The organism is uncultured Parasphingorhabdus sp. (genome assembly GCF_963975735.1).
GTDB lineage: Bacteria > Pseudomonadota > Alphaproteobacteria > Sphingomonadales > Sphingomonadaceae > Parasphingorhabdus.
Genome location: NZ_CAXBIA010000002.1, coordinates 305828 through 332794, shown reverse-complemented (window position 1 = coordinate 332794; position 26967 = coordinate 305828). Strand labels below are relative to the sequence as shown.

At 56.9% G+C, this 26967-nt stretch carries 28 protein-coding genes and 1 tRNA gene; 5 read left to right on the top strand and 24 right to left on the bottom strand.

Translation table 11 applies throughout. The features are described 5' to 3' along the window. Nucleotides 1-6: 6 nt before the first annotated feature. The 17 genes from nuoN to efp form a co-directional block, all read right to left on the bottom strand. Nucleotides 7-1461, bottom strand: coding sequence for an NADH-quinone oxidoreductase subunit NuoN (gene nuoN / locus AACZ86_RS05155; protein WP_339689965.1), 1455 nt, complete (start codon nucleotides 1459-1461; stop codon nucleotides 7-9). Beyond that, nucleotides 1461-2999 (bottom strand): NADH-quinone oxidoreductase subunit M, encoded by a 1539-nt coding sequence (locus AACZ86_RS05150; RefSeq protein WP_339689963.1) that lies wholly within the window; start codon nucleotides 2997-2999, stop codon nucleotides 1461-1463. The genes nuoN and AACZ86_RS05150 overlap by 1 nt, the downstream gene beginning before the upstream one ends. After that, nucleotides 2999-5008, bottom strand: a complete 2010-nt coding sequence (nuoL, locus tag AACZ86_RS05145) for an NADH-quinone oxidoreductase subunit L (protein WP_339689961.1) — start codon at nucleotides 5006-5008, stop codon at nucleotides 2999-3001. Before nuoL ends, AACZ86_RS05150 begins: the two co-directional genes overlap by 1 nt. 109 nt (nucleotides 5009-5117) lie before the next feature. Then, nucleotides 5118-5423, bottom strand: a complete 306-nt coding sequence (gene nuoK / locus AACZ86_RS05140; protein WP_067198924.1) for an NADH-quinone oxidoreductase subunit NuoK — start codon at nucleotides 5421-5423, stop codon at nucleotides 5118-5120. Beyond that, entirely contained in the window at nucleotides 5420-6043 is a 624-nt protein-coding gene (locus tag AACZ86_RS05135; RefSeq protein WP_339689954.1) for an NADH-quinone oxidoreductase subunit J, read from the bottom strand. Before AACZ86_RS05135 ends, nuoK begins: the two co-directional genes overlap by 4 nt. 187 nt (nucleotides 6044-6230) lie before the next feature. Continuing rightward, nucleotides 6231-6716 carry an NADH-quinone oxidoreductase subunit NuoI gene (gene nuoI / locus AACZ86_RS05130; RefSeq protein WP_339689951.1) on the bottom strand — a complete coding sequence of 162 codons (486 nt, stop codon included), beginning with the start codon at nucleotides 6714-6716 and terminating at the stop codon, nucleotides 6231-6233. Further along, nucleotides 6713-7771 carry an NADH-quinone oxidoreductase subunit NuoH gene (gene nuoH, locus AACZ86_RS05125; RefSeq protein WP_339689949.1) on the bottom strand — a complete coding sequence of 353 codons (1059 nt, stop codon included), beginning with the start codon at nucleotides 7769-7771 and terminating at the stop codon, nucleotides 6713-6715. The genes nuoI and nuoH overlap by 4 nt, the downstream gene beginning before the upstream one ends. Before the next feature lie 214 nt (nucleotides 7772-7985). Further along, nucleotides 7986-10001, bottom strand: coding sequence for an NADH-quinone oxidoreductase subunit NuoG (gene nuoG / locus AACZ86_RS05120; RefSeq protein WP_339689948.1), 2016 nt, complete (start codon nucleotides 9999-10001; stop codon nucleotides 7986-7988). After that, complete coding sequence (locus tag AACZ86_RS05115) at nucleotides 10001-10732, bottom strand: hypothetical protein (protein ID WP_339689946.1); 732 nt, start codon at nucleotides 10730-10732, stop codon at nucleotides 10001-10003. Before AACZ86_RS05115 ends, nuoG begins: the two co-directional genes overlap by 1 nt. Next, entirely contained in the window at nucleotides 10729-12051 is a 1323-nt protein-coding gene (gene nuoF, locus AACZ86_RS05110) for an NADH-quinone oxidoreductase subunit NuoF (RefSeq protein ID WP_339689945.1), read from the bottom strand. The genes AACZ86_RS05115 and nuoF overlap by 4 nt, the downstream gene beginning before the upstream one ends. 257 nt (nucleotides 12052-12308) lie before the next feature. Beyond that, nucleotides 12309-12974 carry an NAD(P)H-dependent oxidoreductase subunit E gene (locus AACZ86_RS05105; protein ID WP_339689943.1) on the bottom strand — a complete coding sequence of 222 codons (666 nt, stop codon included), beginning with the start codon at nucleotides 12972-12974 and terminating at the stop codon, nucleotides 12309-12311. Between the two features lie 115 nt (nucleotides 12975-13089). After that, nucleotides 13090-14322 (bottom strand): NADH-quinone oxidoreductase subunit D, encoded by a 1233-nt coding sequence (locus AACZ86_RS05100; protein ID WP_339689940.1) that lies wholly within the window; start codon nucleotides 14320-14322, stop codon nucleotides 13090-13092. Between the two features lie 97 nt (nucleotides 14323-14419). Beyond that, nucleotides 14420-15202, bottom strand: a complete 783-nt coding sequence (locus AACZ86_RS05095; protein WP_339689938.1) for an NADH-quinone oxidoreductase subunit C — start codon at nucleotides 15200-15202, stop codon at nucleotides 14420-14422. Between the two features lie 142 nt (nucleotides 15203-15344). Continuing rightward, entirely contained in the window at nucleotides 15345-15860 is a 516-nt protein-coding gene (locus AACZ86_RS05090) for an NADH-quinone oxidoreductase subunit B (RefSeq protein WP_176279511.1), read from the bottom strand. A gap of 47 nt (nucleotides 15861-15907) precedes the next feature. Next, nucleotides 15908-16282, bottom strand: a complete 375-nt coding sequence (gene ndhC, locus AACZ86_RS05085) for an NADH-quinone oxidoreductase subunit A (protein WP_335651416.1) — start codon at nucleotides 16280-16282, stop codon at nucleotides 15908-15910. 105 nt (nucleotides 16283-16387) lie between these two features. After that, nucleotides 16388-17206, bottom strand: a complete 819-nt coding sequence (locus tag AACZ86_RS05080; RefSeq protein WP_339689937.1) for an inositol monophosphatase family protein — start codon at nucleotides 17204-17206, stop codon at nucleotides 16388-16390. A gap of 129 nt (nucleotides 17207-17335) precedes the next feature. Next, entirely contained in the window at nucleotides 17336-17899 is a 564-nt protein-coding gene (efp, locus tag AACZ86_RS05075) for an elongation factor P (protein WP_339689934.1), read from the bottom strand. Between the two features lie 150 nt (nucleotides 17900-18049). Between efp and AACZ86_RS05070 the strand changes: the two genes are divergently transcribed. Continuing rightward, nucleotides 18050-18295, top strand: coding sequence for a hypothetical protein (locus AACZ86_RS05070; RefSeq protein ID WP_339689932.1), 246 nt, complete (start codon nucleotides 18050-18052; stop codon nucleotides 18293-18295). Nucleotides 18296-18301: 6 nt separating this feature from the next. Here the strand turns inward: AACZ86_RS05070 and thiE are convergent, their stop codons facing one another. Genes thiE through tkt form a run of 6 tightly spaced genes read right to left on the bottom strand, consistent with a single transcriptional unit; the run spans nucleotide 18302 to nucleotide 24773 of the window. Next, the gene (thiE, locus tag AACZ86_RS05065; protein ID WP_339689929.1) at nucleotides 18302-18931 is read right to left on the bottom strand and encodes a thiamine phosphate synthase; all 630 of its coding nucleotides are present in this window, start codon (nucleotides 18929-18931) and stop codon (nucleotides 18302-18304) included. 6 nt (nucleotides 18932-18937) lie between these two features. Beyond that, nucleotides 18938-19615 (bottom strand): O-methyltransferase, encoded by a 678-nt coding sequence (locus AACZ86_RS05060; protein WP_339689927.1) that lies wholly within the window; start codon nucleotides 19613-19615, stop codon nucleotides 18938-18940. Between the two features lie 23 nt (nucleotides 19616-19638). Beyond that, nucleotides 19639-20526, bottom strand: a complete 888-nt coding sequence (locus tag AACZ86_RS05055) for a fructose bisphosphate aldolase (protein WP_339689924.1) — start codon at nucleotides 20524-20526, stop codon at nucleotides 19639-19641. 20 nt (nucleotides 20527-20546) lie between these two features. Further along, nucleotides 20547-21743: a phosphoglycerate kinase gene (locus AACZ86_RS05050; protein WP_339689922.1), complete on the bottom strand. Its 1197-nt coding sequence runs from the start codon at nucleotides 21741-21743 to the stop codon at nucleotides 20547-20549. A gap of 19 nt (nucleotides 21744-21762) precedes the next feature. Further along, nucleotides 21763-22767, bottom strand: coding sequence for a type I glyceraldehyde-3-phosphate dehydrogenase (gene gap, locus AACZ86_RS05045; RefSeq protein ID WP_339689919.1), 1005 nt, complete (start codon nucleotides 22765-22767; stop codon nucleotides 21763-21765). Nucleotides 22768-22805: 38 nt separating this feature from the next. After that, nucleotides 22806-24773, bottom strand: a complete 1968-nt coding sequence (gene tkt, locus AACZ86_RS05040) for a transketolase (RefSeq protein ID WP_339689918.1) — start codon at nucleotides 24771-24773, stop codon at nucleotides 22806-22808. 200 nt (nucleotides 24774-24973) lie between these two features. Here tkt and AACZ86_RS05035 point away from each other — a divergent pair, with 200 nt between their 5' ends. The 4 genes from AACZ86_RS05035 (at nucleotide 24974) to AACZ86_RS05020 (ending at nucleotide 26575) form a co-directional block, all read left to right on the top strand. Further along, nucleotides 24974-25162, top strand: coding sequence for a hypothetical protein (locus tag AACZ86_RS05035; RefSeq protein WP_339689916.1), 189 nt, complete (start codon nucleotides 24974-24976; stop codon nucleotides 25160-25162). 1 nt (nucleotide 25163) lies between these two features. Continuing rightward, nucleotides 25164-25487 (top strand): cell division protein ZapA, encoded by a 324-nt coding sequence (locus AACZ86_RS05030; protein ID WP_339689913.1) that lies wholly within the window; start codon nucleotides 25164-25166, stop codon nucleotides 25485-25487. 228 nt (nucleotides 25488-25715) lie between these two features. Continuing rightward, complete coding sequence (locus tag AACZ86_RS05025) at nucleotides 25716-26282, top strand: 5-formyltetrahydrofolate cyclo-ligase (protein WP_339689910.1); 567 nt, start codon at nucleotides 25716-25718, stop codon at nucleotides 26280-26282. A 14-nt stretch (nucleotides 26283-26296) separates the two neighbouring features. After that, nucleotides 26297-26575, top strand: coding sequence for a DUF2842 domain-containing protein (locus AACZ86_RS05020; RefSeq protein ID WP_339689908.1), 279 nt, complete (start codon nucleotides 26297-26299; stop codon nucleotides 26573-26575). Here AACZ86_RS05020 and AACZ86_RS05015 read toward each other — a convergent pair. After that, nucleotides 26554-26630 (bottom strand) — tRNA-Asp (locus AACZ86_RS05015). The genes AACZ86_RS05020 and AACZ86_RS05015 overlap by 22 nt on opposite strands. Nucleotides 26631-26967 lie beyond the last annotated feature (337 nt).

Sequence of the window (26967 nt, the reverse complement as noted above, 5' to 3'; positions counted from 1 at the left end):
GGACAGTCAGAAAAGCGACACTGCGGCTGCGTTGGCAATCGGCGCCATGAACGGTATCGCCAGATAACCCAGCGGCGACACGAACAATGCCAGAACCGCAATAAGGATATTTTCGGTCTTGTGACCGGTAGCAACAATCTCGCTCGCAGGATCATCGAAATAGATGATCTTGACGATCTTGATATAGTAGAACGCGCCAATGACCGAAGCGGCAATACCGATGACCGCGAGCGGCAACATGCCGGCAGCAACGGCGGCATCAAATACCAGAAACTTGCCCCAGAAACCGAACAGAGGCGGGATACCGGCGAGCGAGAACATGAAGACCGCGAAGGCAGCAGCAAGACCCGGACGGGTTTGCGACAGGCCAGCGAGGCTCGACAGGCTTTCCAGCGGCTTGCCTTCCTTGTCGCGCATTTCCAGCACGCAAATAAAGCTGCCCAGAGTCATCGCGACATAGACGACCAGATAGAACATCATCGCCGAAATGCCCTGCGCCGTGCCGGTCGCGAGACCGATCAGCAGGAAGCCGACATTGTTGATCGAACTATAAGCGAGCAGCCGTTTGATATTCTGTTGGCCGATCGCGGCAACCGCACCGAGAATGATCGAAGCCAGAGCGACGAATACGATGATCTGCTGCCAGGCCGAAGTCTGTCCACCAAAGGCATCAATGATCACCCGTGTCGTCAAGGCCACGGCGGCCACTTTCGGGGCGCTGGCGAAGAAAGCACTAACCGGTGTCGGCGCCCCTTCGTAAACATCCGGCGTCCACATATGGAAAGGTACGGCGCTGATCTTGAACGCCAGTCCCGACAGGACGAGAACCAGTCCAATCAGCGGGCCGGTAGCAAGATCACCGGTCAGAGCATCACCGATAACGGCGAAGCTGGTCGATCCGGCAAAACCGTAGACGAGAGAGATACCGAACAGCAGCATGCCGCTGGCCAGCGCTCCGAGAACGAAATATTTCAAGCCGGCTTCCGAAGAGCGTACGTCGGTGCGGATGAAGCTCGCCAGAACATAAGCGGACAGGCTGTTCAGCTCCAGACCGATATAGAGGGTCATCATGTCGGTCGCCGACACCATCATACCCATGCCGATGCTGGCAAACAGAATCAGGATCGGATATTCCGCCCGATATTTGCCGCCGGCCTGGAAGAAACGCGGTGCGATCATCAGCGAGATAATCGCTGCAAGATAGATCAGGAATTTCGCGGAACTGCCAAAGGCATCCATGCGATATTGTTCGGTAAATGCGTAAACGCCGCCTTTGAAATCGGGTTCGTGCGCCAGCACCATCAACAGGATCGACGCGCCGACAAGCGCGGCTGCCGACAATATGGTGACCAGACGAGCCGATTTGTCGCCGCCCCATGCGGCAATCATCAGCAGGATCAGACTGGAAGCCGAGAGAAAGACTTCCGGTGAAACCAGCCAAAGGGAATTTCCGATATCCATCAGTGTGCCTCCCCTTGGGCATGGTCTTTGGCGACGGCCTTGGCCTCGCCCATTTTAAGATGCGCGTCGCCTTCCGGAGCCGCGCGGTCGATACGCGCAACCAGCGCGCCGACGTCACCCCGGATCGGGGCCATGAAGCTTTCGGGATAGACACCCATCCACATGACAGCAGCGGCGATCGGCGCGAGCAGCGCCATTTCCCGTGCAGACAGATCCGGCATTGCTTTGACATCCTCGTGAACAAGCTCACCGAAGGCAACCCGGCGATAGAGATAGAGCATATAGCCGGCGCCGAGGATGATCCCGGTCGTCGCGACCAGCGTGACCCAACTGTTGACCTCGTAAAGGCCGATCAGCGAAAGAAATTCGCCAACGAAACCGCTGGTACCCGGCAGGCCGATCGAGGCCATGGTGAACAACAGGAACAATATGGCATATTTCGGCATGTTGATTGCCAGTCCGCCGTAACGGTCGATTTCGCGTGTGTGCAGCCGGTCGTAGATCACGCCGACACAAAGGAAGAGCGCGGCGGATACAAGACCGTGGCTCAGCATCACGATGATCGAACCCTCGATACCCTGACGGTTAAACGCGAACAGTCCGAGCGTGACGATCGCCATATGGGCAACCGACGAATAAGCGATCAGCTTCTTCATATCCTGCTGCACCAGTGCGACCAGCGAAGTGTATATTACAGCAACCATCGACAGGCCGAAGATCAGCCAGATGAACTGCTCCGACGCTTCGGGAAACATCGGCAGCGAGAAACGCAGGAAGCCGTAGCCGCCCATTTTCAGCAACACGCCAGCCAGAATCACCGAACCGGCGGTTGGCGCCTGAACGTGCGCGTCGGGCAGCCATGTATGAAACGGCCACATCGGCATCTTGACCGCGAAGCTTGCGAAAAATGCCAGCCACAGCCATGTCTGTGCCTCGGGTGCGAAATCATAGTTGAGCAGGGTCGGAATATCGCTGGTTCCGGCATCCTGCACCATCCACAGCATCGCGACCAGCATCACCACCGAGCCGAGCAAGGTGTAGAGGAAGAATTTATAGCTGGCGTAAATCCGGTTGGCTCCGCCCCAGATACCGATGATCAGATACATCGGGATCAGGCCGGCTTCGAAGAGGATGTAGAAGAGGAAGATATCCTGCGCCGCGAAAACGCCGATCATCAGCACTTCCATGAACAGGAAGGCCGCCATATATTCGCCGACCCGCGTCTGGATCGATTCCCAGCTGGCACCGATACAGATCGGCATCAGGAAGACGGTGAGCATGATCAGCAGCATCGAAATGCCGTCGATACCCAGGGCCCAGGCAAAATTGCCGAACAGATTGGCCCGTTCGACATATTGCCACTGCGGACCGCCGATATCGTAATTGGCCCAGAGGACCACGCCGAGACCAAAAAGGACGAGTGTTGTAACCAGCGCCAGCCAGCGCGCAGCCTGCGCGTTGAGGAACAGGCAGATAATCGCTGCCAGCATCGGCAGCCCCATCATCAGGGACAGGATCGGGAAATCAAGCTGGTTCATTAGCTGGCTCCCTGCACGATAATCCACGTCGCGGCGGCAGCGAGGCCGAGCAACATGACGAGCGCATAAGTGTATAGATATCCGCTTTGGAAGCGCTTCATCACGCCGGAACCGCTGGCGATAACCGCAGCAATGCCGTTGGGGCCAAAGCGGTCAATCGTGCCTTCGTCACCCGTCTTCCAGAATTTGCGACCCAGCCAGAAAGCGGGGCGGATGAAGATCAGATTGTACAGCTCGTCGAAATACCATTTATTGAAGAAGAATTTGTAGAGCGGGCTGAAGGTTGCGGCCAGACGCGCCGGACGGTCCTTGCCGTAAAAATACATGAAGATAGCGGTTCCCAGACCGGTCAGCATAGCGACCGTCGAGGACAGCTTGACCCACATGGGCACTTCATGAATTTCGTGCATCAGATGCTCGTCAAAGGCGAGACTTCCGGCCCAGAAAGCTGCGCCCTCGGCTGCTTCGACAAACTGATTGTGGAACAGGAAGCCGGCGAAAACCGCACCGGTGGCCAAAACGCCAAGTGGGATAAGCATGGAAACAGGACTTTCATGAGGATGATAGCCGCCGGTCTGGTCGGCTCCGGCTTCCTCGGGTGTTTTGTGAACGCTATGCTGGATATGTTCCGACTGGATCCAGCGCGGTGCGCCCCAGAAGGTCAGGAACATCAGCCGCCAGCTATAGAAGCTGGTCAGCAGTGCTGCGAGAACACCGATGAAGAAGGCGAACTGGCCGACTTCGGTTCCGCTGGCAAAAGCGACCTCAATAATCGCGTCCTTGGAATAGAAACCGGCAAAGCCGCCCAGTCCGACAATACCGACACCGGTAATCGCCAGCGTTCCGGCCATCATCGCCCAGAAGGTCAGCGGGATTTCTTTCCGCAGACCGCCATAATAGCGCATGTCCTGCTCATGATGCATCGCGTGGATCACCGAACCGGCACCAAGGAACAGAAGCGCCTTGAAAAAGGCGTGGGTGAACAGATGGAACATCGCTGCGCTATAAGCGCCAACGCCTGCAGCGAAGAACATATAGCCAAGCTGCGAACAGGTCGAATAAGCGATCACGCGCTTGATATCGTGCTGGACCAGACCGACCGTAGCCGCAAAAATCGCGGTGGACGCGCCGACGATGGTCACAACGGTCAGGGCAACCGGGCTGGTTTCGAACATCGGTGACAGGCGGCAAACCATGAACACGCCTGCGGTGACCATGGTGGCGGCGTGGATCAATGCGGAAACCGGTGTCGGGCCTTCCATCGCGTCGGGCAGCCATGTGTGCAGACCGAGCTGTGCCGACTTGCCCATCGCGCCGATGAACAGCAGTAGGCAGAGGATGGTCATCGTATCGAGACGCATACCGGCAAAGGTGATCGACGAACCAGCCATGGCCGGAGCGGCTTCGAGAATTTCGGGGATCGACACGGTGCCGAATACAAGGAAGGTACCGAAGATACCGAGCATGAAGCCGAGGTCACCGACGCGGTTGACGACAAATGCCTTGATTGCAGCGGCATTGGCGCTGGGCTTCTTGAACCAGAAACCGATCAGCAGATAAGATGCCAGGCCAACGCCTTCCCAGCCAAAGAACATCTGGACCAGATTATTGGCGGTAACCAGCATCAGCATGGCAAAGGTAAACAACGACAGATAGGCGAAGAAACGCGGCTGGTCCGGATCTTCATCCATATAGCCCCAGCTATAGAGATGAACGAGCGCGGAGACCGTCGTTACCACGACCAGCATCACGGCGGTCAGCGTATCGACGCGCAAGGACCAGTCGAAATTCAGATCGCCCGAAATGATCCAGGTCATAATCGGCACGACTTCGGCGGTGCTGGTTCCACTCACAAAGCCGAGGAATATCGGCCAGCTCAGCGCACAGGCGGCGAACAGCGCACCGGTGGTGATCACTTTTGCCGGCACATTGCCGATGATGCGGTTACCGAAACCGGCGACTATCGCTGCCAGCAGGGGCAGGAATACTATGAGGGTGATGCTGTTCACGCTTGCCCCCGGAGCCGTTCGTGCTGAGCTTGTCGAAGTATGGACGGCGTGCGCGAAACCTGCCCTTCGACAGGCTCAGGGCGAACGGTATTGTTAGACGAACTCATGTTCACCCCTTCATCCGGTTGACATCATCGACGGCAATGGTGCCGCGCTGACGGAAATAAATCACGAGAATGGCCAGCCCGATGGCGGCCTCGCCTGCAGCCACGGTCAGGATGAACATGGCGAACACCTGTCCCGTCATGTCGCCGAGAAAGGCGCTGAACGCGACAAAATTGAGGTTTACCGCGAGCAGGATCAATTCGATCGCCATCAGGATGATGATGATATTCTTGCGGTTGAGAAATATGCCGAGCATGCCCATCACGAACAGGATTGAGCTGACGACGAGATAATGTTCGATACCGATCATAGCTCGACCCCTTTACCGACTTCGGGCTGCGTGTTGCGGGTTGCATCCTCGGGCCGCCGGGCAACCTGATCGGCGATATTCTGTTTTCTCACGCCACTGCGTGTGCGGTGGGTCAGAACGATTGCGCCAACCATCGCGACCAGCAGGATCATGCCCGCGGCTTCAAACAGGAAGACATATTTGGTGTAGAGCAAAGCGCCCAGCTGCTCGATATTCGAAGGCGCGCCTTCCGGCAGGCCGACAACCGCGTTGGCATCGCCCATTCCGGCGGATGACCAGGACATGACACCAAAGATAATCAGCTCTGCCGCCAATATGACGGCGAGCAACAGGCCGAGCGGCAGGTGCTTCATGAAACCGGCCCGCAGTTCGGCAAAATCAATGTCGAGCATCATCACAACGAACAGGAACAACACCGCCACCGCGCCGACATAGACGATGACCAGAAGCGCCGCGATAAACTCCGCGCCAACCAGTACCATCAAGCCCGCAGCGTTGAAAAACGCCAGGATCAGCCACAAGACACTATGCACCGGATTGCGCGCAAAGATGCAGAAAGCACCGCTGGCAAGCACGATGGATGCGAATAGATAGAAAGCAAATATTTGCATTACACACATCCTCCCTGAAGCGAAGCTTTGGGGAGGTGGCGCGCAGAATGCGCGACGGAGGGGCCGAACGAAGTGAGGACGGCGCGTGGCCCCTCCACCATCCTGCGGATGGTCCCCCTCCCCGTGCTACGCACAAGGAGGAAAAGTTCAGCATATTTTTGCACATTTTCCCCCATTGGATTCATCACAGCGCCCATTACCGGTAGGGCGCATCGGCGGCAAGATTTGCCGCGATTGCCCGCTCCCATTTGTCGCCGTTTTCCAGCAGTTTCGATTTGTCGTAAATCAGCTCTTCGCGCGTTTCCGTCGCATATTCGAAATTCGGACCCTCGACGATCGCATCAACCGGGCAAGCTTCCTGACAGAAACCGCAATAGATGCACTTGGTCATGTCAATGTCATAGCGCGTGGTGCGGCGCGAACCGTCTTCGCGTGGCTCGGCCTCGATCGTGATCGCCTGCGCCGGGCAAACCGCTTCGCACAGCTTGCATGCAATGCAGCGTTCCTCGCCATTGGGATAGCGGCGCAACGCATGCTCTCCCCGGAACCGCGGCGAAATCGGGTTCTTCTCATAGGGATAGTTGATCGTTTTCTTCGCCTTGAAGAAATATTTCAGCGTCAGCATGTGCGCGCCGAGAAATTCCCAAAGGGTGAAGGCTTTGATATGTTGTGCGATACTCATAGCGGCAATCCAAACTTGTCGATCATCACATATCCGCTGACGAGAACAACCCACAGCAGGCTCAGAGGCAGGAAGATTTTCCAGCCCAGGCGCATCAGCTGGTCATAGCGGTAGCGCGGTACCGTCGCCATCACCCAGCTGAAGATGAAGAAGAAAAAGAACATCTTGCCGAACAGCCAGATGATGCCCGGGATATCGAACCAGGGAATCCAGTCAACATCGAGCGGCGGCAACCAGCCACCCCAGAACAGGATGACGTTGAGCGCGCACATCAGCAGGATATTGGCATATTCGCCGAGCCAGAACAGAGCGAAAGACATCGAGCTATATTCGGTCTGATAGCCCGCAACCAATTCGCTTTCCGCTTCGGTAAGGTCGAACGGATGCCTTGCGGTTTCCGCCATCGAGGCGATCAGGAATACCACCGCCATCGGGAACAGCAGCGGGTTCAGACCATAGGCATTGATCATGCCGAATATATGGCCTTCCTGCGCCATCACAATGTCGGACAGGTTGAAGGTGCCGGCGAACAGCACCACCGAAATCAGGATGAAGCCGATCGAGACTTCGTAGCTGATCATCTGAGCGGCCGCGCGCATGGCGGAGAAAAACGGATATTTCGAGTTACTTGCCCAACCAGCGATTACTACGCCGTAAACGCCCAGCGAACTGATCGCGAGAATGTAGAGCAAGCCGATATTAATATTGGCCAGCACCATGCCTTCGCCGAACGGGATAACCGCCCATGCGAGCAAGGCTACGGTGAAGGTGATAATCGGCGCCAGCAGGAACAGGCCCTTGTTGGCGCTCGACGGAATGATCGTTTCCTGGAGAAATACTTTCAGGCCGTCGGCGAAGGACTGCAGCAGGCCGAAAGGACCGACGACATTGGGCCCCTTGCGCAGCGCCATCGCCGCCCAGATTTTCCGGTCGACATAGATGATCATCGCGACGGCCAGCATCAGCGGCAGAGCGATCAACAGGATTAGCGCAAGCGTCGCGACGAACCAGCCGAACTCGGCGCCGAGGAATGTGGTCTGGAGATATTCGGTCATCAGATATTTCCTCCCTGAAGCGCAGCTTTGGGGAGGTGGCGTGCCGAAGGCGCGACGGAGGGGCAACTGGTCGAGGCCAAGGCCCCTCCACCACGCTTCGCGCGGTCCGGCTTAGGGTCGATCGATCTCCCAGATCGATCTTGGATTGCCGGGGGCAATCCAACCCGGCGCCCCCCGTGCTTCGCACAAGGAGGAAAAAAGGTAGCAGTTTGCATCATTCCGCCGCCTCCATAATCTCGTCATCGGCATGCAGCAATTCCGCGGAACAGCGCTGCATCGTCGCACTCGCGCGGGCAATGCTGTTGGTAAGGTAGAAATCCTTGATCGGATGGACGCCCTGCCCCGTTGGCTTGTCGGCCAAGCCGGTTGGCGGCGACCATTCGAGCGTCACCAGACCTTCCTGCGCCAGTTCCGGATGATCCTTCGCCATATTGGCGCGCAATTCCGCGAAACTGTCAAATGGTAAGGTCTTGCCCATCACATCGGACAGGGCCCGCAAGATACTCCAGTCTTCGCGCGCGTCACCTGGCGCGAAAATCGCCTTGTTCGAACGCTGAACGCGCCCTTCCAGATTGACATAAGTACCGTTCTTCTCGGTATAGGCAGCACCCGGCAGGATCACATCCGCCGCATGGGCGCCGGCATCGCCGTGATGGCCGATGAAGACCTTGAAGCTGTCCTTGAACGCTTCGTAATTCATTTCGTCAGCACCCAGCGCGAACAGCAATTTCGGTTTCTTCGCCGCAATCGCCTTGATCCCGCCGTCATAAGCATAGCCGAGCATCAGGCCACCGGTGCGCGAAGCACCGATGTGGAGGACGTTAAAGCCGTTCCAGCCATCGCGAACGAGCTTATATTTGCTAGCCAGCTTGAGAGCCGCGCCATGCGCGCCCTCGATGCTTAGCGCACCACCACCAAGGATGATGGCAGGCCGTTCAGCGCCCTTCAGCGCGTCGGCAAGAGCCTTGGGCAGCTTCGCCAGCAAGCCCATATCGTCACCCAGCCATTCGACCGGATAGGTCTGGTCTGCTTCGGGTCCAATACCGAACACCTGCGCGCCGCCCTTGCGATAAGCCTTGCGGATACGGGTGTTGACCAGAGACGCTTCCCAGCGCGGGTTGGTCGAGACCAGCAGAATGACATCCGCTTCTTCGATACCGGCGATGGTAGAGTTGAAATTCACCGCAGCGAGATTGGACACATCATAGGAAAGTCCGGTCTGGCGGCCTTCCAGCATGTCCGACTTCATCGACTTGAGCAGTTTCTTCGCCGCATACATGGTTTCGCAATCGACCAGATCACCGGCAATAGCGGCAACCGAGCTGCCTGCGTTCACATCGGCAATCGCCTGAAATGCTTCGTTCCAGCTAGCTTCTTCCAGCTTGCCGTTCTTGCGCAGATAAGGCTTGTCGAGACGGCGCTTCATCAGGCCATCAATCGCGTGGCGGGTCTTGTCGGTCGCCCATTCCTCGTTCACGTCGTCATTGACACGCGGCAGTGCGCGCAGCACTTCGCGGCCACGGCTGTCGATGCGGATATTGGTGCCGACACCGTCCATCACGTCGATGCCGAGCGTCTTGGTCAATTCCCACGGACGCGCTTCAAACGCATAAGGCTTGCTGGTCAGCGCGCCAACCGGGCAAAGATCGACGACATTGCCGGACAATTCGCTGTGCACAGCGCCTTCGAGATAGGAGGTAATCTCCATCCCCTCGCCGCGACCAATCGCACCGATTTCCTCGACGCCGGCGACTTCCTCGCTGAACCGCACGCAGCGGGTGCAGTGGATGCAGCGGGTCATCACCGTCTTGATGATCGGCCCCATATATTTCTCGGTGACCGCGCGCTTATTCTCTTCGTAGCGCGAGCCGCCCTTGCCATAGGCCATGGCCTGATCCTGAAGATCGCATTCGCCGCCCTGATCGCAAATCGGGCAATCGAGCGGATGGTTGATCAGGAGAAATTCCATCACCCCTTCGCGCGCTTTCTTGACCATTTCGCTGTCGGTGCGGATTTCCTGACCTTCGGCAGCGGGCAGAGCGCAGCTCGCCTGAGGCTTCGGTGGTCCCGGTTTTACCTCGACCAGACACATGCGGCAATTGCCCGCGATGCTCAGCCGTTCATGATAACAGAAACGCGGGATTTCCTTGCCCGCAAGCTCGGCAGCCTGCAACACGGTCGCGCCCTGCGGCACTTCGATTTCGATGCCATCTACGGTGACTTTAGGCATTAGTTGGATACCTCCAAGCCCGTTGCTTCTGTCATGTTTTCCTGCTGCATCGCCATCGCCAGTCTATAATAATTAACGTTCACCAACCCCTTAAGGATGGACTTGTTGAAAGCGATTTGGCCTTCGTTATTAAGGCATGCCCCAAAAGCTTGCTGCAATTTTGCAAAACTTTGCGCCTCCTCGGTCGATCCCACCTCAGCCATCGCCAGATCGTAGCTATTTTGCGGATCTTCTCGGACTACACATTCGCCGTATAATGACAATATGCGAACGGTTTTCAATTTGGCGACCGCTTCTTGATATTTCCTACCTTTCCGATCTGTCCGGTTCATCAAATCGGGATTGGGGGTGATTGCCGGCAAATGGGTCAATGCCGGGACATCCTCAAAGCTACGCGGTACATGATTTTGCAAATCCAGCCTAATCAACGCGCCGGCCAGTGCATATCGGTACAAATCTCCACCGAATGCCATGCGTGCACCTTCACCATCGTTTGCCCTTACAAGGCAGTCCCCGATAATCAGCCGCCGATATTGATTTTCAATTTGTTCGTTATTCACATTCGACAGGATCGCTTCCCGGGCCAATTCGGTTTTTTTCCGAACGACACAATCGGCATAGTCCTGAGAGATTGCTCGCACTTCTGTTGGGTTCTTCTCTCTTGCGACTGCAGGAGAAGTTATCGCAAGACATGTCGCCAGGATAAATAGGGAGGATACGCGAAACGTCACTCAGCCGCCTCCAGCACTTCCACGCCCTTGTGCTCGTTTATTCGCCGCTCCATCTCTGGCCGGAAATGCTTGATCAGCCCCTGGATCGGCCAGGCCGCTGCGTCGCCGAGTGCGCAAATCGTATGCCCTTCAACCTGTTTGGTGACTTCATACAACGTATCGATATCGCCGATTTCAGCGTCGCCATCGCGCATTTTTTCCATCACCCGCCACATCCAGCCGGTGCCTTCGCGACACGGTGTGCACTGGCCGCAGCTTTCATGCTTGTAGAAATAGCTGAGCCGCGAGATCGCGCGGACAATGTCGGTGGACTTGTCCATGACAATGACCGCTGCAGTACCGAGGCCGGAGCCAACATCCTTGAGACCGTCAAAGTCCATCGGCGCGTCCATGATCTCATGGGCCGGCACCAAAGGCACAGACGAACCGCCCGGGATAACTGCAAGCAGATTGTCCCAGCCGCCGGTGATTCCGCCGCAATGTTTCTCGATCATATCCTTGAACGGGATCGACATCGCTTCCTCGAATACGGCCGGTTTGTCGACATGGCCGGATACCTGAAACAGTTTCGTGCCGTGATTGCCTTCGCGGCCAAAGCTGGCGAACCAGGCAGCGCCGCGCCGCAGGATCGTCGGGACGACTGCGATAGACTCGACATTGTTCACCGTCGTCGGGCAGCCATAAAGGCCTGCACCGGCAGGAAATGGTGGTTTCAGGCGCGGCTGGCCCTTTTTGCCCTCGAGGCTTTCGATCATCGCGGTTTCTTCGCCGCAGATATAGGCGCCAGCGCCACGGTGGACGAAGACGTCAAAGTCATAGCCGGATTTGGCGGCATTCTTGCCGATCAGGCCAGCGTCATAGGCTTCCTTGACGGCCGCCTCCATGACCTTAGCCTCCATGATATATTCGCCGCGAATATAGATATAGGCAGCGCGGGCACGCATCGCGAAACCGGCGATCAGCGCGCCTTCGATCAGCTTGTGCGGATCGTTGCGCAATATTTCGCGGTCCTTGCAGCTGCCGGGCTCGGATTCATCGGCGTTGATGACGAGAAAGCTCGGACGCGGATTGCCCTGGCTATCCTTCGGCGCTTCCTTCGGCATGAACGACCATTTCAGACCAGTCGGAAAGCCCGCCCCGCCACGACCGCGCAGGCCGCTGGCCTTCATTTCCTCGATGATCTTGTCATTGCCGCGCTTGATGATGTCGGCAGTATTGTCCCAGTCGCCGCGCCTCTGCGACGCCTTCAGGTCCCATGACTGGAACCCATAGACATTGGTGAAGATGCGGTCTTTGTCCTGAAGGAAATCAAATGCCATTATTTTTTCCTCCAGCGGCCCCAGAGACCGCCAACGATACCGATGATGACCACCGCGAGCCCGATCCAGCCTGCATATCCGTCGACTTGCATGGCATCAATATCCTCCCTGAAGCGCAGCTTTGGGGAGGGGGACCGCGCGAAGCGTGGTGGAGGGGTGAAACCCACAGAGTGCAGCTTGCGTAGCTGCCCCTCCGTCAGTCCTACGGACTGCCACCTCCCCGTGCTTTGCACAGGGAGGAAAACACTGAATCCCCATCACCATTCCCCCCGGTAATCGTGATTTTCTTTAACCATCGCCTGCAGGTTCGTCGGACCGCCTTCGGCTTCGCTGGTCTTGCGACCGATTTGCGAACCGACCTTGATGTCCTTGTCCGCCGCGAGATCCTCGAGGATCCGGGTCATGATGTCATAATCGAGATCTTCGTAATTATCGTCGTTGATCTGGACCATCGGCGCGTTGGAGCAATTGCCCATGCACTCGACTTCGGTCAGTGTGAACAGACCGTCGGGTGTGGTCTTGCCTTTGTTGAGGCCCTTGTTCTTGCAAGCTGCCATCACATCGTCACTGCCGCGCAACATGCATGGCGTGGTGCCGCAAACCTGCACATGATAGCGACCGACCGGCGCGAGATTATACATGGTGTAGAAGGTCGCGACCTCATAGGCCCGCATATAGGGCATATCGAGATAGGCGGCGACATATTCAATCACCGGGACCGGCAGCCAGCCTTGTGTTTTCGTATCCGCACCAACCTGCCGCTGGGCAAGGTCGAGCAACGCCATGACTGCCGATTTCTGGCGGCCAGCCGGATATTTCGCGATCTGCCATTTCGCGAGCTTCTCGTTCGCAGGCGTGAAAGCAAAATCGCCCCATTTGGCACGGGTTTCGATTTCGTCTGGGATGGTTGGTGCATCAGCCATTATTGTACTCCCGTCATTGCGAGCGTAGCGAAGCAATCCAGAGCGTCTGCGCGCGAGGCACTAGATTGCCGCGTCGCTCCGCTCCTCGCAATGACGTTATTTGGATTGAATAAACTCACCGGTCACACTCTCCAAATACGATATCAATCGCGCCCAAGATCGCGGTGGCGTCGGGCAGCATATGCCCCTTGGTCATGAAGTCCATTGCCTGCAGGTGCGAGAAAGCGGTCGGGCGGATCTTGCAACGGTAGGGTTTGTTGGTGCCGTCGCTGACCAGATAGACGCCGAATTCGCCCTTGGGGCTTTCGGTCGCGACATAGACTTCGCCAGCCGGAACGTGGAAGCCCTCGGTGTAGAGCTTGAAGTGATGGATCAGCGCTTCCATCGACTGCTTCATCTCCGCGCGTTTCGGCGGGACGATCTTGCGGTCGGTGGAGGCAACGGGTCCGTCGGGCATTTCATTGAGGCACTGGCGCATGATCCGCGCGCTTTGCTTCACTTCTTCGACCCGGACCATGAAGCGGTCATAGCAATCGCCGCGCGTGCCAACCGGAACATCAAATTCCATCCGGTCGTAAACATCATAAGGCTGCGACTTGCGCAGATCCCAGGCAACGCCGCTGCCGCGCAACACCGGACCGGAGAAGCCCCAGCGCACGGCATCTTCTTTCGACACGACCGCAATATCGACATTGCGCTGCTTGAAGATACGGTTGTCGACAACGAGGCTCATCGCGTCGTTAAACAGGACCGGAAATTCGTCGAGCCAGTCGGCGATATCGGTGAGCAGCTTCAGCGGCACATCCTGATGGACGCCACCGGGCCGGAACCAGGCGCTGTGCATGCGGGCGCCACTGGCGCGTTCGAAAAATTCCAGGCACTGCTCGCGAATTTCGAACACCCAGATATTCGGGGTCATCGCGCCGACGTCCATGACATGGGCGCCGATGTTGAGCATGTGATTGCAGATACGGGTCAGCTCGGCGAACAGCACGCGCAGATACTGGCCGCGCAAGGGAACTTCGAGATCGAGCAATTTCTCAATCGCCAGCACATAGCTATGCTCCATCGCCAGTGGCGAGCAATAATCGAGCCGGTCAAAATAGGGCAGAGCCTGCAAATAGGTCTTGTGCTCGATCAGCTTCTCGGTGCCGCGGTGCAGCAGGCCGATATGCGGATCAACCCGCTCGACCACTTCGCCGTCCAGTTCCATCACCATCCGCAACACGCCATGGGCGGCCGGATGCTGGGGACCGAAGTTGATCGTGAAATTCTGGATTTCCAGATCGCCAACCGTCGGGTCGGCGCCATCGGCGATATGGTCCATTTCGTCGAGATAGTCAGACATCAGATGCCCACCTTTCCGTTCGCTTCGAGCGAAGTCGAGAAGCCGTAAACCAATGTGTCTCGACTACGCTCGACATGAACGGTGAGAGAAAAGCCCATCACTTGCCCTCCCCCTTCTTCTGCGTACCCGATTTGGTCCGTTTCGGAGCCGGCTTCTTGACAGCCGCCTTTTTGCGCTTCGATGGCTTGGCCGCCTCTTTATTGGCCTTGTCGCCCGCGCCGGTGTCATTTTTCTTATCGGTTGTCTTCGGCGTCGGTGGCGGCGCTTCGCCGCCCACTTTTTCATCACCGGGCAATATGTAATCGGCGCCTTCCCATGGCGACATGAAATCGAAACTGCGGAAATCCTGCGCCAGCTTGACCGGTTCGTAAACCACGCGCTTGGCTTCTTCGGAATAGCGCATCTCGACATAGCCGGTCAGCGGGAAATCCTTGCGGAACGGGTGACCCTGGAAACCATAGTCGGTCAGGATGCGGCGCAGGTCGGTATTGCCGTCAAACAGCACGCCGTACATGTCGAACACTTCGCGCTCGAGCCAGCCGGCGACTTCCCAGATGTGGGTGACGCTGGGCACCGGCGTATCCTCGTCAGTCGAAACCTTGACCCGGATACGGTGGTTCTTGGTCAGGCTGAGCAAATGATAGCAGACTTCGAACCGTTCCGGACGATCCGGATAGTCGACGCCGGCGATTTCCATCAGCTGCTGATATTCATGCTTGTCGCGCAGCTTGTCCAGCACCGAAGCCAGCTTGCTGCGCTCCACAGTGAAGCTGATTTCGCCATAAGCCTCGACCGTATCGATCAAGGCAGCGCCGATCGCCTTGCCAAGCTTTGCAGCAACGCCGGTATTGCTGGAAATTGTGGGTGCGGAATTTGCCATTAGATAACCCCGTTCGTCTCGAGCGAAGTCGAGAGACCGCTAGTGGAGATACCGTTCGTCCTGAGCCTGTCGAAGGACATCTCAGGGCGATAAGCGCACTTCGACAAGTTCAGTGCGAACGGATTATAATGGAAGGCCATACTCACCGTTCGAACGTCCCGATGCGGCGGATCTTCCGCTGCAATTGCATCACACCGTAGAGCAGAGCCTCTGCGGTCGGCGGACAGCCCGGCACGTAAATATCAACAGGAACGATCCGGTCGCAACCACGGACAACCGAATAGCTGTAGTGATAATAGCCGCCGCCATTGGCGCAGCTGCCCATCGAGATCACATATTTCGGATCGGACATCTGGTCATAGACCTTGCGCAGCGCCGGTGCCATTTTGTTGCAGAGCGTTCCCGCGACAATCATCACGTCCGACTGGCGCGGACTGGCGCGCGGTGCAGCGCCAAAGCGCTCCATGTCGTATCGCGGCATATTGACGTGGATCATCTCGACCGCGCAGCAGGCGAGACCGAAGGTCATCCACCACAAGGAGCCGGTGCGCGCCCATTGGAACAATTCTTCGGTCGACGTGACAAGAAAGCCCTTGTCATTCACTTCCGAATTGAGGTCCTTGAAAAACCCCTCGTCGGGATCGGTGTTCGGACGCATCGGCGTACCGTCGGCGTTGAGTATCGCCGAACCCGTGGTGTTAGCCTCTAGTCCCACTCCAGCGCTCCCATTTTCCATGCATAAATATAACCGATGATCAATTCCGCGAGGAAGACCATCATCGTCGACCAGCCAACCCAGCCGGTCAGATCAAGCGATACTGCCCACGGAAACAGAAACGCCGCTTCGAGGTCAAAAATGATAAACAGGATCGCGACGAGATAGAAGCGCACGTCAAACTGGCTGCGCGAATCTTCAAAGGCCGGAAAGCCGCATTCATATTCCGAGAGCTTTTCAGCGCTGGGATTATGGGTTCCGGTCAATCGCGAGACGCCCATTGGCAGAAACACGAACGCTGTCGACAAGCCAACGGCTACGAACAGGAACAACAAAATTGGTGCATATTCGGAAAGATCGACCACAAACAGACTCGTTTCGCTAATATTCGGGCTGCTTTTAGGCAGTGGTGCCACATGCCGCAAGGTCGAAATGGCTTAAATTTACGGCCTTTTGCGAGCCATTCGCACTTACAGCAGTGACTTTGCCAATATCCGGTGCAGCTTGCTGTGCAGCGCTTCGTTCGAGGCCAATATTTCGCCCTGACCGATTGGCTGATCACCGCCGGTATAGTCGGTGACAAAACCACCGGCTTCCCGGACCATCAATATACCTGCAGCAACGTCCCAGACTTTTAGCCCCGCTTCAAAAAAGCCGTCATAACGACCGGCGGCCAGCCAGGCGAGATCGAGCGCGGCCGAACCATTGCGACGGATACCCGCCACCTGCGGTGCCACGGCACCGAAAATCCGCGCCCATTCGCCAAGATCGCCGTGCCCCTTGAAAGGAATGCCGGTGGCAATCAGCGCTTCCGACATATCACGACGGGCCGACACGCGCAGACGACGCTCGCCAAGCCATGCGCCCTTGTCCATCTCTGCCCACCATGTCAGGTCGCTGAGCGGCTCGTAGATCAGCCCACTGGTAATCTTGCCCCAGCCGCGACCGTCGAGCGAAGGCTCCTGGACTGCGATCGAAATCGCGAAATGCGGGATGCCGTGGAGAAAATTGGTTGTGCCGTCGAGCGGATCAATGATCCAGCGCGGCTTGCCTTCTTCGCCCTCGATCATGCCGCCCTCTTCGAGAACGAAGCCCCAACCGGGACGAACCTTCAACAGTTCGTCATAGAGAATCCGCTCGGCGCGCATATCCGCCTTGGATACGAAATCGGCCGGGCCCTTTTTGGAAACCTGGAGATGTTCGACTTCACCAAAATCCCGGCGCAGGCGCGACCCCGCCTTGCGCGCAGCGCGCTCCATGACGGTGATAAGGGCGGAATGTGCTGGCATTTAATTATCTCCCCCCTCCTGTTTACCGGAGGGGCTGTGGGTGGGTCTATCTATTTTTCAAAGAGCGGGTGAGCAACATGGTCATGCCCGCCCCTGCCCCCTCCCGCAAGCGGGAAGGGCGTTTAATTGTCAGGAAACTTTACCGACATATTCACGGGCATAGACATCGACGATGATCCGGGTTCCGGCCGAAATGAACGGCGGCACCATGACGCGGACGCCATTGTCGAGAACAGCAGGCTTGTAGCTGGAAGACGCCGTCTGGCCTTTGACCACGCCGTCGGCCTCGACCACCTCGGCCTCGATCTGGTCGGGCAGTGCCACGGAAATCGGCTTTTCGTCATAAAGCTCCAGCTGCACGTCCATGCCATCCTGCAAGAATGCCACGGCGTCGCCAAGCAAATCGGCGGGCAACGTAAGCTGCTCGTAATTTTCCTTGTCCATGAAGGTCAGCATGTCGCCATCGGCGAACAGATATTGAAAGGTCTTGGTATCAAGCCGGACCTTCTCGACCGTATCCGCGCTGCGGAAACGAACATTGGTCTTGCGGCCATCAATGAGATTCTTCATCTCGACCTGCATATAGGCGCCGCCTTTTCCCGGCTGGGTATGCTGGATCTTGGCGACCTTCCACAAGCCACCTTCATATTCCAATATATTGCCCGGACGGATATCCACACCGCTGATTTTCATCGCTTGTCTCGCTCGATCGATTGTTTGATTGAGCGGCGCTGTAATCTGCTGGCCGCTAATAGGCAAGCCCGCTGACGCGAAAGGCGACAGGATTGGGCAAAGGTCTTTTTCATACAATACGCAGAATCGCCCGACAGCTATAGCCGCATCATGGTAGAGACAGAAATCATCCGGGCCCGCCGCGACGACGGCGATACGGCTCCAGTCAAACGATGCGCACTGGCGGCAGGCCTGTTCGGCTATTCAATTTCTGGCGGTCAGATGCGCTCGTTCAAGCCGACCGAAGGCTATTTGCGCGATATCGAGCAAATGCCCAGTTTTGCGCCGCCCTCGACCAGCAACTTTGTCGCCCAATATCTTTCGTCCAACATCGGCAAGACCAGAAGCTCGTCGTAAAAGCGGCTAGCTGTTTTCCAGAATTTCGGTGAAACGCTGAACGGCGTGGGCCGGACCTTCGGAATCATTCCAGACGGCACCGCTTACGGCCAGAAAATCTGCGCCGGCATCGACGAGTGGCTGGCAATTGTCCGGTGTGATCCCGCCAATCGCCACGCAGGGGATTTCCATCATCGCTGACCACCATTGCAATATATCCAGCTCTGGCGTGTGAAAGACTTCCTTGGTTGTGGTCGGAAAGAAAGCGCCAAACGCCACATAATTGGCTCCGCCCTCGCCCGCTTCCATCGCCAGATGGCGGCTGTCGTGACAGGTGATGCCGATCTGGACATCGAGCCCCAGTTCGGCGCGGGCATTTTTCAACTTTTCGTCGCTTTGTCCGAGATGCACACCATCGGCGCCCAGTTGTTTGGCCAAAGCGATATCGTCGTTGACGATGAAGGCGACGTCATGCCCGTCGCACAGGGCCTTTAGCGACGCGGCAAGCCGGGCTGCTTCCTGCTGATCTATATCTTTCACCCGAAACTGGAACGCAGCGACCGGCCCCGCCTCCAGCGCATCTTTAAGCTGTTGCGGAAAATCGCCACCGGTTTCGAGCGGCGAGATCAGATAAAGTTGGCAGCGTGGATCAATCATGTTCGTTCATTCTTCCCGGACAACGGCTATCAGGAAACCATCCCATTTCTTGGCACCGACGGTCTGTATAGCCGTGGCGTCCAGTTGCGGGTGGTTTTTCAGCATTTCATAAAGTTTGCGCGTGCCCGGGACTTTCGGATCATCGCTGCTTGGGTCAAGGACGCGACCTTCGCGGACAACATTATCGAAAATCAGCATCGTGCCAGGCCTCGACAATTTTAGCGCATAGTCGAGATAGGCCGCGTAATTCTGCTTGTCGGCGTCGACGAAAACGAGATCAAATAGCGTCTGCCCCTGCTCGACCAGCCCCCGCAACGTTGCAACCGCTTCACCGACGAATATGTCGACCTTGTCGCCCAGCCCTGCATTTTCGATATTCTTGCGGGCGACGGCGGCATAGCCGGACTCGAGCTCTAGCGTGACCAGCTTGCCGCTGTCACCAAGTCCGCGCGCCAGACAAATCGCCGAATATCCCCCCAAAGTCCCGATTTCGAGGATGTTCTCAGCCTTGTTAGCGCGCGCCAGCAATTCCAGCATGCGCCCCTGGGTTATCGAAACATCAATCGGCGGCAATCCTGCAGCGGCGTTGGCAGCCAGACAGGCATCGAGCGCCGGATCCTCGCCAATCAGATGCTCGACGATATAACCGTCGACATCGGACCAGCGTGGATCAGCGCTCTGCACAATATATTCCCTGTTCTGGCTTCCTAGGCGATCGAAGCGCGATAAATCTGGTCGATTGCGCCGCCCAATACCGCGTCAAATTCCTCGTCATTCTGGGAAACCCGCAGATCCTGAAGCAATCCGCGGCTGAAGCTGGCGATCATGCCTTCATTCTTGCTCAGTTCCGCACAAGCGTCTTCGGTCGAATAACCGCCGGACAGCGCTACCAGACGAACCACCTTGGGATGATCGATCAGCGATTTATAGAGATTGGGCTCGACGGGAATCGACAATTTCAGCATCACCCGCTGGTCATCCGCCAGAGCATCAAGCTGCTTGTTCAATTCACCGAGCAATATCTTGTCGCATTCGGCGCGTTCGTCGCTTTTGATATTCACTTCCGGTTCGATGATCGGCACCAGTCCGTGGCTCAATATCTGTTTGCCGAATTCGAACTGCTGCGCGACATTGGCGGCAATGCCCTTGGCATTGGCCTTGTTGATGACCGAACGCATCTTGGTACCGAACATGCCCTTGGCGACAGCATTTTTGCATTGCTCGTCAAGGTCCGGAATAGGCTTCATCAGCTGCACGCCATTTTCTTCGTCAGCCAGTCCCTTGTCGACTTTCAGAAAGGGCACAACACCGCGATCCCACAAAGCTTCCGGAACAGGCTTGCCGTCGGCTTCGCCGTTCATGGTCTTCTCGAACAGGATTGCACCGATGATCTTGCCGCTGCCAAAGCTTGGCGCGGTGATGATGCGGCTCCGCATCTTGTGGATCAGTCCGAACATCTCGTCGTCGTTCGAAAACGAATCTTCGCCAATGCCATAGCCAGCCAGTGCTTTAGGCGTAGAGCCACCACTCTGGTCCAGCGCGGCAATAAAGCCCTGACCATTTTCAATCTTGTTCAACATTTCACTATTCGCCATTTTTGTATTCCCATTATATTTTAATCGGACCGTTTGAGCGCTTCGACGCCGGGCAAGACCTTGCCCTCCATCCACTCGAGAAACGCTCCGCCCGCAGTCGATACAAAGCTAAAATCATCGGCAACGCCCGCCTGGTTGAGCGCAGCCACCGTGTCGCCGCCGCCTGCGACCGAGAGCAATTGCCCTTCCTTGGTCAAGGCCGCCGCTGTTCTCGCCAGAGCGACCGTCGCAACGTCGAAAGGCGGCGTTTCAAACGCACCCAGCGGGCCGTTCCAGACCAGAGTCTTGCAGGTCTTGAGCACGTCGGACAAGGCCTCGACAGCGGCCGGACCGATATCGAGGATCATTTCGTCGGCCGCAACCTCGTGCACATTGACGGTGCGGGTTGGCGGGTTGGGCCGGAATTCTTTCGCTACCACGACATCATAAGGCAGGTGCACCGTGCAATTGGCCTTGTCGGCCGCTTCCAATATTGCATTGGCGGTATCGGCCAGATCATGCTCGCACAAAGACTTGCCGACATCGACGCCGCGTGCGGCCAGAAATGTATTGGCCATGCCGCCGCCGATGATCAGATGATCGACCTTCTCGACCATCTGCCGCAACACGTCGAGCTTGCTGGAGACTTTTGCTCCGCCGACAACCGCGGCTACCGGATGTTCCGGATTGCCCAGCGCCTTGCCGAGCGCGGTCAGTTCGCGTTCCATCGAACGACCGGCATAAGACGGAAGATAATGCGCCAGCCCCTCGGTGCTCACATGCGCCCGGTGCGCTGCCGAGAATGCATCATTGACGTAGAAATCGCCAAAGGATGCAATCGCCTTGGCCATGGTTGGATCGTTCTTCTCTTCACCGGCTGCAAAGCGGCTATTTTCGATCACCGTGATGCTGCCGTCCGGCAAGGCATCGATCGCGCCCTGATCCGGCTTTTGCATGAAGCCGACGTCCCGCCCCAGAACCGCGGCCAAAGGCGCGACCACCGGCTCGAGCGAATATTCCGGCTTATATTCGCCCTTAGGGCGACCAAAATGGGCGAGCAACAACAGTTTCGCGCCCTTGTCAGCCAATTCGATAACCGTTGGCATCAGGGCCTTCAGGCGCATGTCGTCGGTCACCTTGCCGTCCGCCATTGGGACGTTCAGGTCGACACGGACCAGACCGCGCTTTCCTCGAACATCACCGATATCATCAAGCGTTTTGAAACTGTTAGCTGACATTAATCAGAACCTTTATGAATTAAAGCATGCCCGCCATGACCTTGGCGGTATCGATCATGCGGTTGGAGAAGCCCCATTCATTGTCATACCAGCTGACGACGCGGACGAGCTTGCCGTCCATGACCGTTGTTTCGAGACTGTCGACCGAGCTGCTTGCCGGCTGATGGTTGAAATCGCTGGAAACCAGCGGCTTGTCTTCAAACACCAATACACCCTTCATCGGGCCTTCCGCCGCGGCTTTCAGCGCGCCGTTGATTTCCTCGACCGTGGTATCGCGGCCAGGCGTGAACACCAGATCGACCAGGCTGACATTGGGTGTCGGTACGCGGATCGACGAGCCGTCGAGCTTGCCGTTCAGTTCCGGCAATACCAGACCGACAGCGCGGGCAGCGCCGGTTGTCGTCGGGATCATGTTGACCGCACCGGCCCGGGCACGGCGCATGTCGCTGTGCATCTGGTCGAGGATCCGCTGGTCGTTGGTATAGCTGTGGATCGTGGTCATGAAGCCGCGTTCGATACCGACGGTATCGTTCAGCACCTTGGCGACCGGTGCGAGGCAGTTGGTCGTGCAAGAAGCATTGGAAACAATGAGATCGGATGACGTCAGGACGTCGTGATTGACTCCGAAGACAACCGTTTTCAGGTCACCCTTGGCCGGAGCCGAGATCAATACGCGTTTCGCGCCGGCATCGATATGCGGTTGCGCCGCATCCTTGGACTGGAAGAAGCCGGTGCATTCGAGCACGATATCGATACCCATCGCAGCATGCGGCAGATCGCCGGGATTGCGTTCGGAGGTGACGGCAATTTTCTTGCCGTTGACCATGATGTGATCGCCGTGAGCGGTAACTTCGCCGGGGAAGCGGCCATGGACGCTGTCATAGGCGAAGAGTAGCGCGTTGGATTCGGCATCCGCGAGATCGTTGATCGCGACCAGTTCTAGGCCGTCATCATCGCGTTCCAATATTGCGCGGGCGACCAGACGACCGATCCGGCCAAATCCGTTAATTGCTACTTTCGTCATTGCTATTGCTCCTTTGAATTCAAAATTACCGGCAAATTTCAGCCAATTTTCTTCATTATCTGCGGGGTGATCGCATCCACGGTCAGGCCGAAATGTGCGTATAGATCGTCAATCGGCGCCGAAGCCCCGAAACTGTCGATACCGAAACGCAGGCCGTTCAGGCCGGTATAGCGTTCCCATCCGAAAGTCGTACCCGCTTCGATCGAGACCCGCAGCACATCATCACCGCCGAGCAGTTCATTCCGATAGTCATCGGATTGTCCGTCGAACAATTCGGTACAGGGCATCGAAACCACATCAGCGCCGACACCGGCTGCTTCCAGTTTGGCCGCGACATCCATCGCCAGCGACACTTCGGAACCGGTAGCGATCAATATGACACGCTTTTCGTTTTCTGCTGGCTTCAAGCGATATCCGCCTTTTTCACAAAGGTTTACGCTGACGTCATCACGCAGCGGCGGCAGGCCCTGGCGAGTCAGTGCGAGGGTCGATGGACCGTCAGCACGCTTGATCGAGAGCGCCCAGCATTCTGCCGTCTCAATCGCATCGGCGGGCCGATAGACATGCATGTTCGGCATCAGGCGCAGGCTCTGGATATGTTCGATCGGCTGATGGGTCGGCCCGTCTTCTCCGAGACCGATGCTGTCATGCGTCATGACATAGACGACCCGGGCGTTCTGGATCGCGGAAAGCCGCATCGCGCCGCGGCAATAGTCGGTAAAGACCAGGAATGTCCCGCCATAAGGAATGATGCCGCCGTGCAGCGCCATTCCGTTCATCGCCGCCGCCATGCCGAATTCGCGGATGCCATAATAGATATAACGTCCGGAATAATCGTCTTTTGTCAAAGGCTTGGTGGAAGGAGTTTTGGTATTGTTTGAACCTGTGAGATCCGCACTGCCGCCGATCATCTCGGGCAGAGCTTCGGTAATGGCGCCCAGCGCCATTTCGGAAGATTTCCGCGTTGCCCATTTCGGCGGGTCTTTTGCCAGACCTGCAAGATAGTCTTGCATGGCGCTGCCGTCCGGCAGTTCACCGGCCATCCGCCGCTGAAATTCTGCCGACTGCGCGTTGCCGCTGAGCCGCTGTTCCCAGTCGGCCCGTGCAGCAGCGCCCTTTTCGCCGAGTTTCCGCCAGGACGCCAAAACATCATCCGGAATGACAAAAGGTTCGGAATCCCAGCCGAGAGCCGCGCGGGTCCCGGCAATTTCCTCCGCGCCCAGCGGAGCGCCATGGGTTGCCGATGTGCCCTGCTTTGTCGGAGCGCCATAGCCGATGACCGTCTTGCAGGCGATCAGCGAAGGCCGTGGATCGGCTTCCGCTTCGCTCAGCGCCTTGCGGATATCGTCAAAATCGTGACCATCGCAGGAAACGACATGCCAGCCCGATGCCCGATAGCGCGCCGGAATATCTTCACTTGTCGATAATTCCGTTCCACCATCGATAGTTATGCCATTATCATCCCAAAGAACGTTAAGTCGTCCGAGCCCCAGATGCCCGCCGAGACCAACCGCTTCGTGGTTGATCCCTTCCATCAGGCATCCGTCGCCGGCGATGACCCAGGTCTTGTGATCCACAAGATCGTCGCCGAATGTCGCGTTGAGATGCCGTTCGGCAATCGCCATACCGACGGCAGTGGCGAAGCCCTGTCCCAGCGGTCCGGTCGTCGTCTCGACGCCTTCCAGCTTGAAATTTTCCGGATGGCCCGCGCAAGGCGAGCTAAGCTGGCGGAAATTCTTGATATCATCCAGTGTCGGCCGCGCATAACCGGTCAGATGGAGAAGCGAATAGATCAACATCGATCCGTGGCCAGCCGATAAAACAAACCGGTCGCGGTCCGCCCATTTCGGCGCTTTCGGATCATATTTCAGAAAGTCGCTGAATAGGACAGTGGCAACATCTGCCATACCCATCGGCATGCCCGGATGACCACTATTCGCCGCTTGCACCGCATCCATGGCTAGCGCCCTGATGGCGTTTGCCATGTTCTTTTCGGTAACAGTCATGACTGGTCTAATCTCCCGGATTGGCGAGTGGAAGCGCGCAACGAAATGCTGCGATTCGCTATTTTGCCTCTTCCTTTGATGATCCAGCAAGGCGGCGTCAAGGACCGCTTTTAAGGATCTAGTGTTTACGGCGCTGGAATAGATTGATAGCAACGCAAGATAAGAACTCACCTGTTGGAAGCAAGCTATGGAAAATGCTCATGGACAATGAACCAGTCATCCTTGCCATAGGCCGGATCGAACGCGCGTTAAGTCGCATAGAATCGGCAAAAAGCACCAAGAATACAGATATCGACCCGGCGCTGGCAGCGCGCCATGAAGCGCTGAAGTCAGAAATGCAACAGGCGATCCAGACGATAGACAGCCTGATCGAACGACAGGAACATTGATATGGCGCAAATGAAACTGGAAATCGGCGGCCGGACATTCATGGTCACCTGTCAGGACGGCGAGGAATCACATCTCACCAAGCTTGCCACGATGGTTGACGCAAAAACCCGCGAATCCGGCGATCCTTCCGGCCTGACCGAAAGCCGGATGTTGCTGTTTACCTCCTTGTTACTGGCCGACGATCTGCACAGCGCCCAGGCTGCGCCCGCCCAGCCTGCCGCAGCCGCTGAGCCCCCGCAAACCGGCCCAATCAGCGACCAGGTTGTAGCGGCGCTGGAAAAACTGGCCGATCGCGCTGAACAACTGGCAAATAGCCTTGAGTAACGCCCCTATCACGCCTAGATAAGATCTGACGGGTACTGTCTGGCACGAGCTTGATACGAACATCCCTGAGGCGATATAACTTCCTAGGGAGCTGTCCCTGTACGGATTGCGGACTGTTTTGCAGTCGGGTCCGATGCATATGGCGCCCACCTGACGTAATAGGCGTCAGAGGATTTTCCGGCAAACGACCAAGATGGTCCCGTCACATTTTCAAAGAAAGCATGTTTTTTGAGTATCTTGAAAGAGAATAAGAAGAAACTGCGTAAAGAATATAGAAGGCGGCGGGATGCCTTTGTTGGCCAGCTCGACGTGGCAAGCCGCAACCTGTCCTTCCGGCGCCTTCCCTCGCCACTGGCCCGCCTGTTCAAACCGGGACAGACGGTCGCCTTCTACCGGAGCGTCGGCAGCGAAGCCCCCACCGAGCGGCTGATCGAATATCTGACAGAGACCGGCGTCAATATCGCCTTTCCTCGCGTGATGGATAACGGCGTGCTGGAATTCCGGCTGGTGACCGGACCCGAATTGCTCGAATCCGGGTTCCGGGACATCCCCGAACCTGGCGACACATGCCCCCTCGCCGACCCTGACGTGATCATCGCCCCGCTGGTGGCCTTTGACCGGTCGCTGCGGCGGCTGGGGCAAGGTGGCGGTTTTTATGACCGCAGCTTTGCCCAATATCCGGATGTCCCCCGCATCGGTCTTGCCTGGTCGGTGCAAGAAGCAGCAGAAATCCCGAGCGAGCCCCATGATCTGCCACTCGACATGATCGTGACGGAATGCGAAATAATAGAATAAGTTAGGATGACGTCATGACATCAGAAACCGATAGAATCGGACAAGATCAGCCGAGCTGGCGCAAGCCGGTCGGCATGATATTGATATTGATTCTGATCCTGCTGTGGTGCGGAATTGCCGTGACTCTGATTGATTATCTCAGCGGACTTAATTTCTGGCTGCAATTGCCAGCCTATGTCATTCTGGGGATTGGCTGGATCTTTCCGATCCGTCCGTTGCTGACCTGGATGAATAAGGGGGCTTTGCGCCATCTCCCGGAAAACAAGGGAAATGGCGCGAGTGACGAGACTTGAACTCGCGACCTCCGGCGTGACAGGCCGGCGCTCTAACCAACTGAGCTACACCCGCTTATGTGCCTCTATAGGCGGTGAAGCAGCGCAAGTATAAGAGCGCTGCATCCCTGTCAACTACACTCTTTCGATTATCCCAGATATTTATCAAAATGGCTGATTTGGCCCCGCTTTATCACCCCGTCCGATCAGACTCGCCAGGCACGAGTCCGGAAAAGTCACAAAACCTTATAATGACGGTAGCAAATGCCGATAGTTACACGGCATTACGGTTAACAGGGGGTAAATCCGAGTGAAACGACTGGTTAATTAACTAAAATTATCGGCTGTTTTCTACCGGTTTTGACCGTGAAAAACCCATGACGTCATCCAGTTTGTGTTTACCAAATATTTTT

What these genes read in the sequence shown, in the direction of transcription:
- nuoF (WP_339689945.1), bottom strand. Translation starts at nt 12,051, where the DNA reads ATGGCATTTGATTTCCTTCAGGACAAAGACCGCATCTTCACCAATGTC.
- AACZ86_RS05095 (WP_339689938.1), bottom strand. Translation starts at nt 15,202, where the DNA reads ATGGCAAATTCCGCACCCACAATTTCCAGCAATACCGGCGTTGCTGCA.
- tkt (WP_339689918.1), bottom strand. Translation starts at nt 24,773, where the DNA reads ATGACTGTTACCGAAAAGAACATGGCAAACGCCATCAGGGCGCTAGCC.
- nuoG (WP_339689948.1), bottom strand. Translation starts at nt 10,001, where the DNA reads ATGCCTAAAGTCACCGTAGATGGCATCGAAATCGAAGTGCCGCAGGGC.
- nuoN (WP_339689965.1), bottom strand. Translation starts at nt 1,461, where the DNA reads ATGGATATCGGAAATTCCCTTTGGCTGGTTTCACCGGAAGTCTTTCTC.
- AACZ86_RS05090 (WP_176279511.1), bottom strand. Translation starts at nt 15,860, where the DNA reads ATGCGTCCGAACACCGATCCCGACGAGGGGTTTTTCAAGGACCTCAAT.
- nuoH (WP_339689949.1), bottom strand. Translation starts at nt 7,771, where the DNA reads ATGACCGAATATCTCCAGACCACATTCCTCGGCGCCGAGTTCGGCTGG.
- nuoI (WP_339689951.1), bottom strand. Translation starts at nt 6,716, where the DNA reads ATGAGTATCGCACAACATATCAAAGCCTTCACCCTTTGGGAATTTCTC.
- AACZ86_RS05135 (WP_339689954.1), bottom strand. Translation starts at nt 6,043, where the DNA reads ATGTGTGTAATGCAAATATTTGCTTTCTATCTATTCGCATCCATCGTG.
- AACZ86_RS05150 (WP_339689963.1), bottom strand. Translation starts at nt 2,999, where the DNA reads ATGAACCAGCTTGATTTCCCGATCCTGTCCCTGATGATGGGGCTGCCG.
- AACZ86_RS05070 (WP_339689932.1), top strand. Translation starts at nt 18,050, where the DNA reads ATGGTAGAGACAGAAATCATCCGGGCCCGCCGCGACGACGGCGATACG.
- AACZ86_RS05100 (WP_339689940.1), bottom strand. Translation starts at nt 14,322, where the DNA reads ATGTCTGACTATCTCGACGAAATGGACCATATCGCCGATGGCGCCGAC.
- AACZ86_RS05105 (WP_339689943.1), bottom strand. Translation starts at nt 12,974, where the DNA reads ATGGCTGATGCACCAACCATCCCAGACGAAATCGAAACCCGTGCCAAA.
- AACZ86_RS05035 (WP_339689916.1), top strand. Translation starts at nt 24,974, where the DNA reads ATGGACAATGAACCAGTCATCCTTGCCATAGGCCGGATCGAACGCGCG.
- AACZ86_RS05030 (WP_339689913.1), top strand. Translation starts at nt 25,164, where the DNA reads ATGGCGCAAATGAAACTGGAAATCGGCGGCCGGACATTCATGGTCACC.
- efp (WP_339689934.1), bottom strand. Translation starts at nt 17,899, where the DNA reads ATGAAAATCAGCGGTGTGGATATCCGTCCGGGCAATATATTGGAATAT.
- AACZ86_RS05080 (WP_339689937.1), bottom strand. Translation starts at nt 17,206, where the DNA reads ATGCCAGCACATTCCGCCCTTATCACCGTCATGGAGCGCGCTGCGCGC.
- gap (WP_339689919.1), bottom strand. Translation starts at nt 22,767, where the DNA reads ATGACGAAAGTAGCAATTAACGGATTTGGCCGGATCGGTCGTCTGGTC.
- AACZ86_RS05050 (WP_339689922.1), bottom strand. Translation starts at nt 21,743, where the DNA reads ATGTCAGCTAACAGTTTCAAAACGCTTGATGATATCGGTGATGTTCGA.
- thiE (WP_339689929.1), bottom strand. Translation starts at nt 18,931, where the DNA reads ATGATTGATCCACGCTGCCAACTTTATCTGATCTCGCCGCTCGAAACC.
- nuoK (WP_067198924.1), bottom strand. Translation starts at nt 5,423, where the DNA reads ATGATCGGTATCGAACATTATCTCGTCGTCAGCTCAATCCTGTTCGTG.
- AACZ86_RS05055 (WP_339689924.1), bottom strand. Translation starts at nt 20,526, where the DNA reads ATGGCGAATAGTGAAATGTTGAACAAGATTGAAAATGGTCAGGGCTTT.
- AACZ86_RS05020 (WP_339689908.1), top strand. Translation starts at nt 26,297, where the DNA reads ATGACATCAGAAACCGATAGAATCGGACAAGATCAGCCGAGCTGGCGC.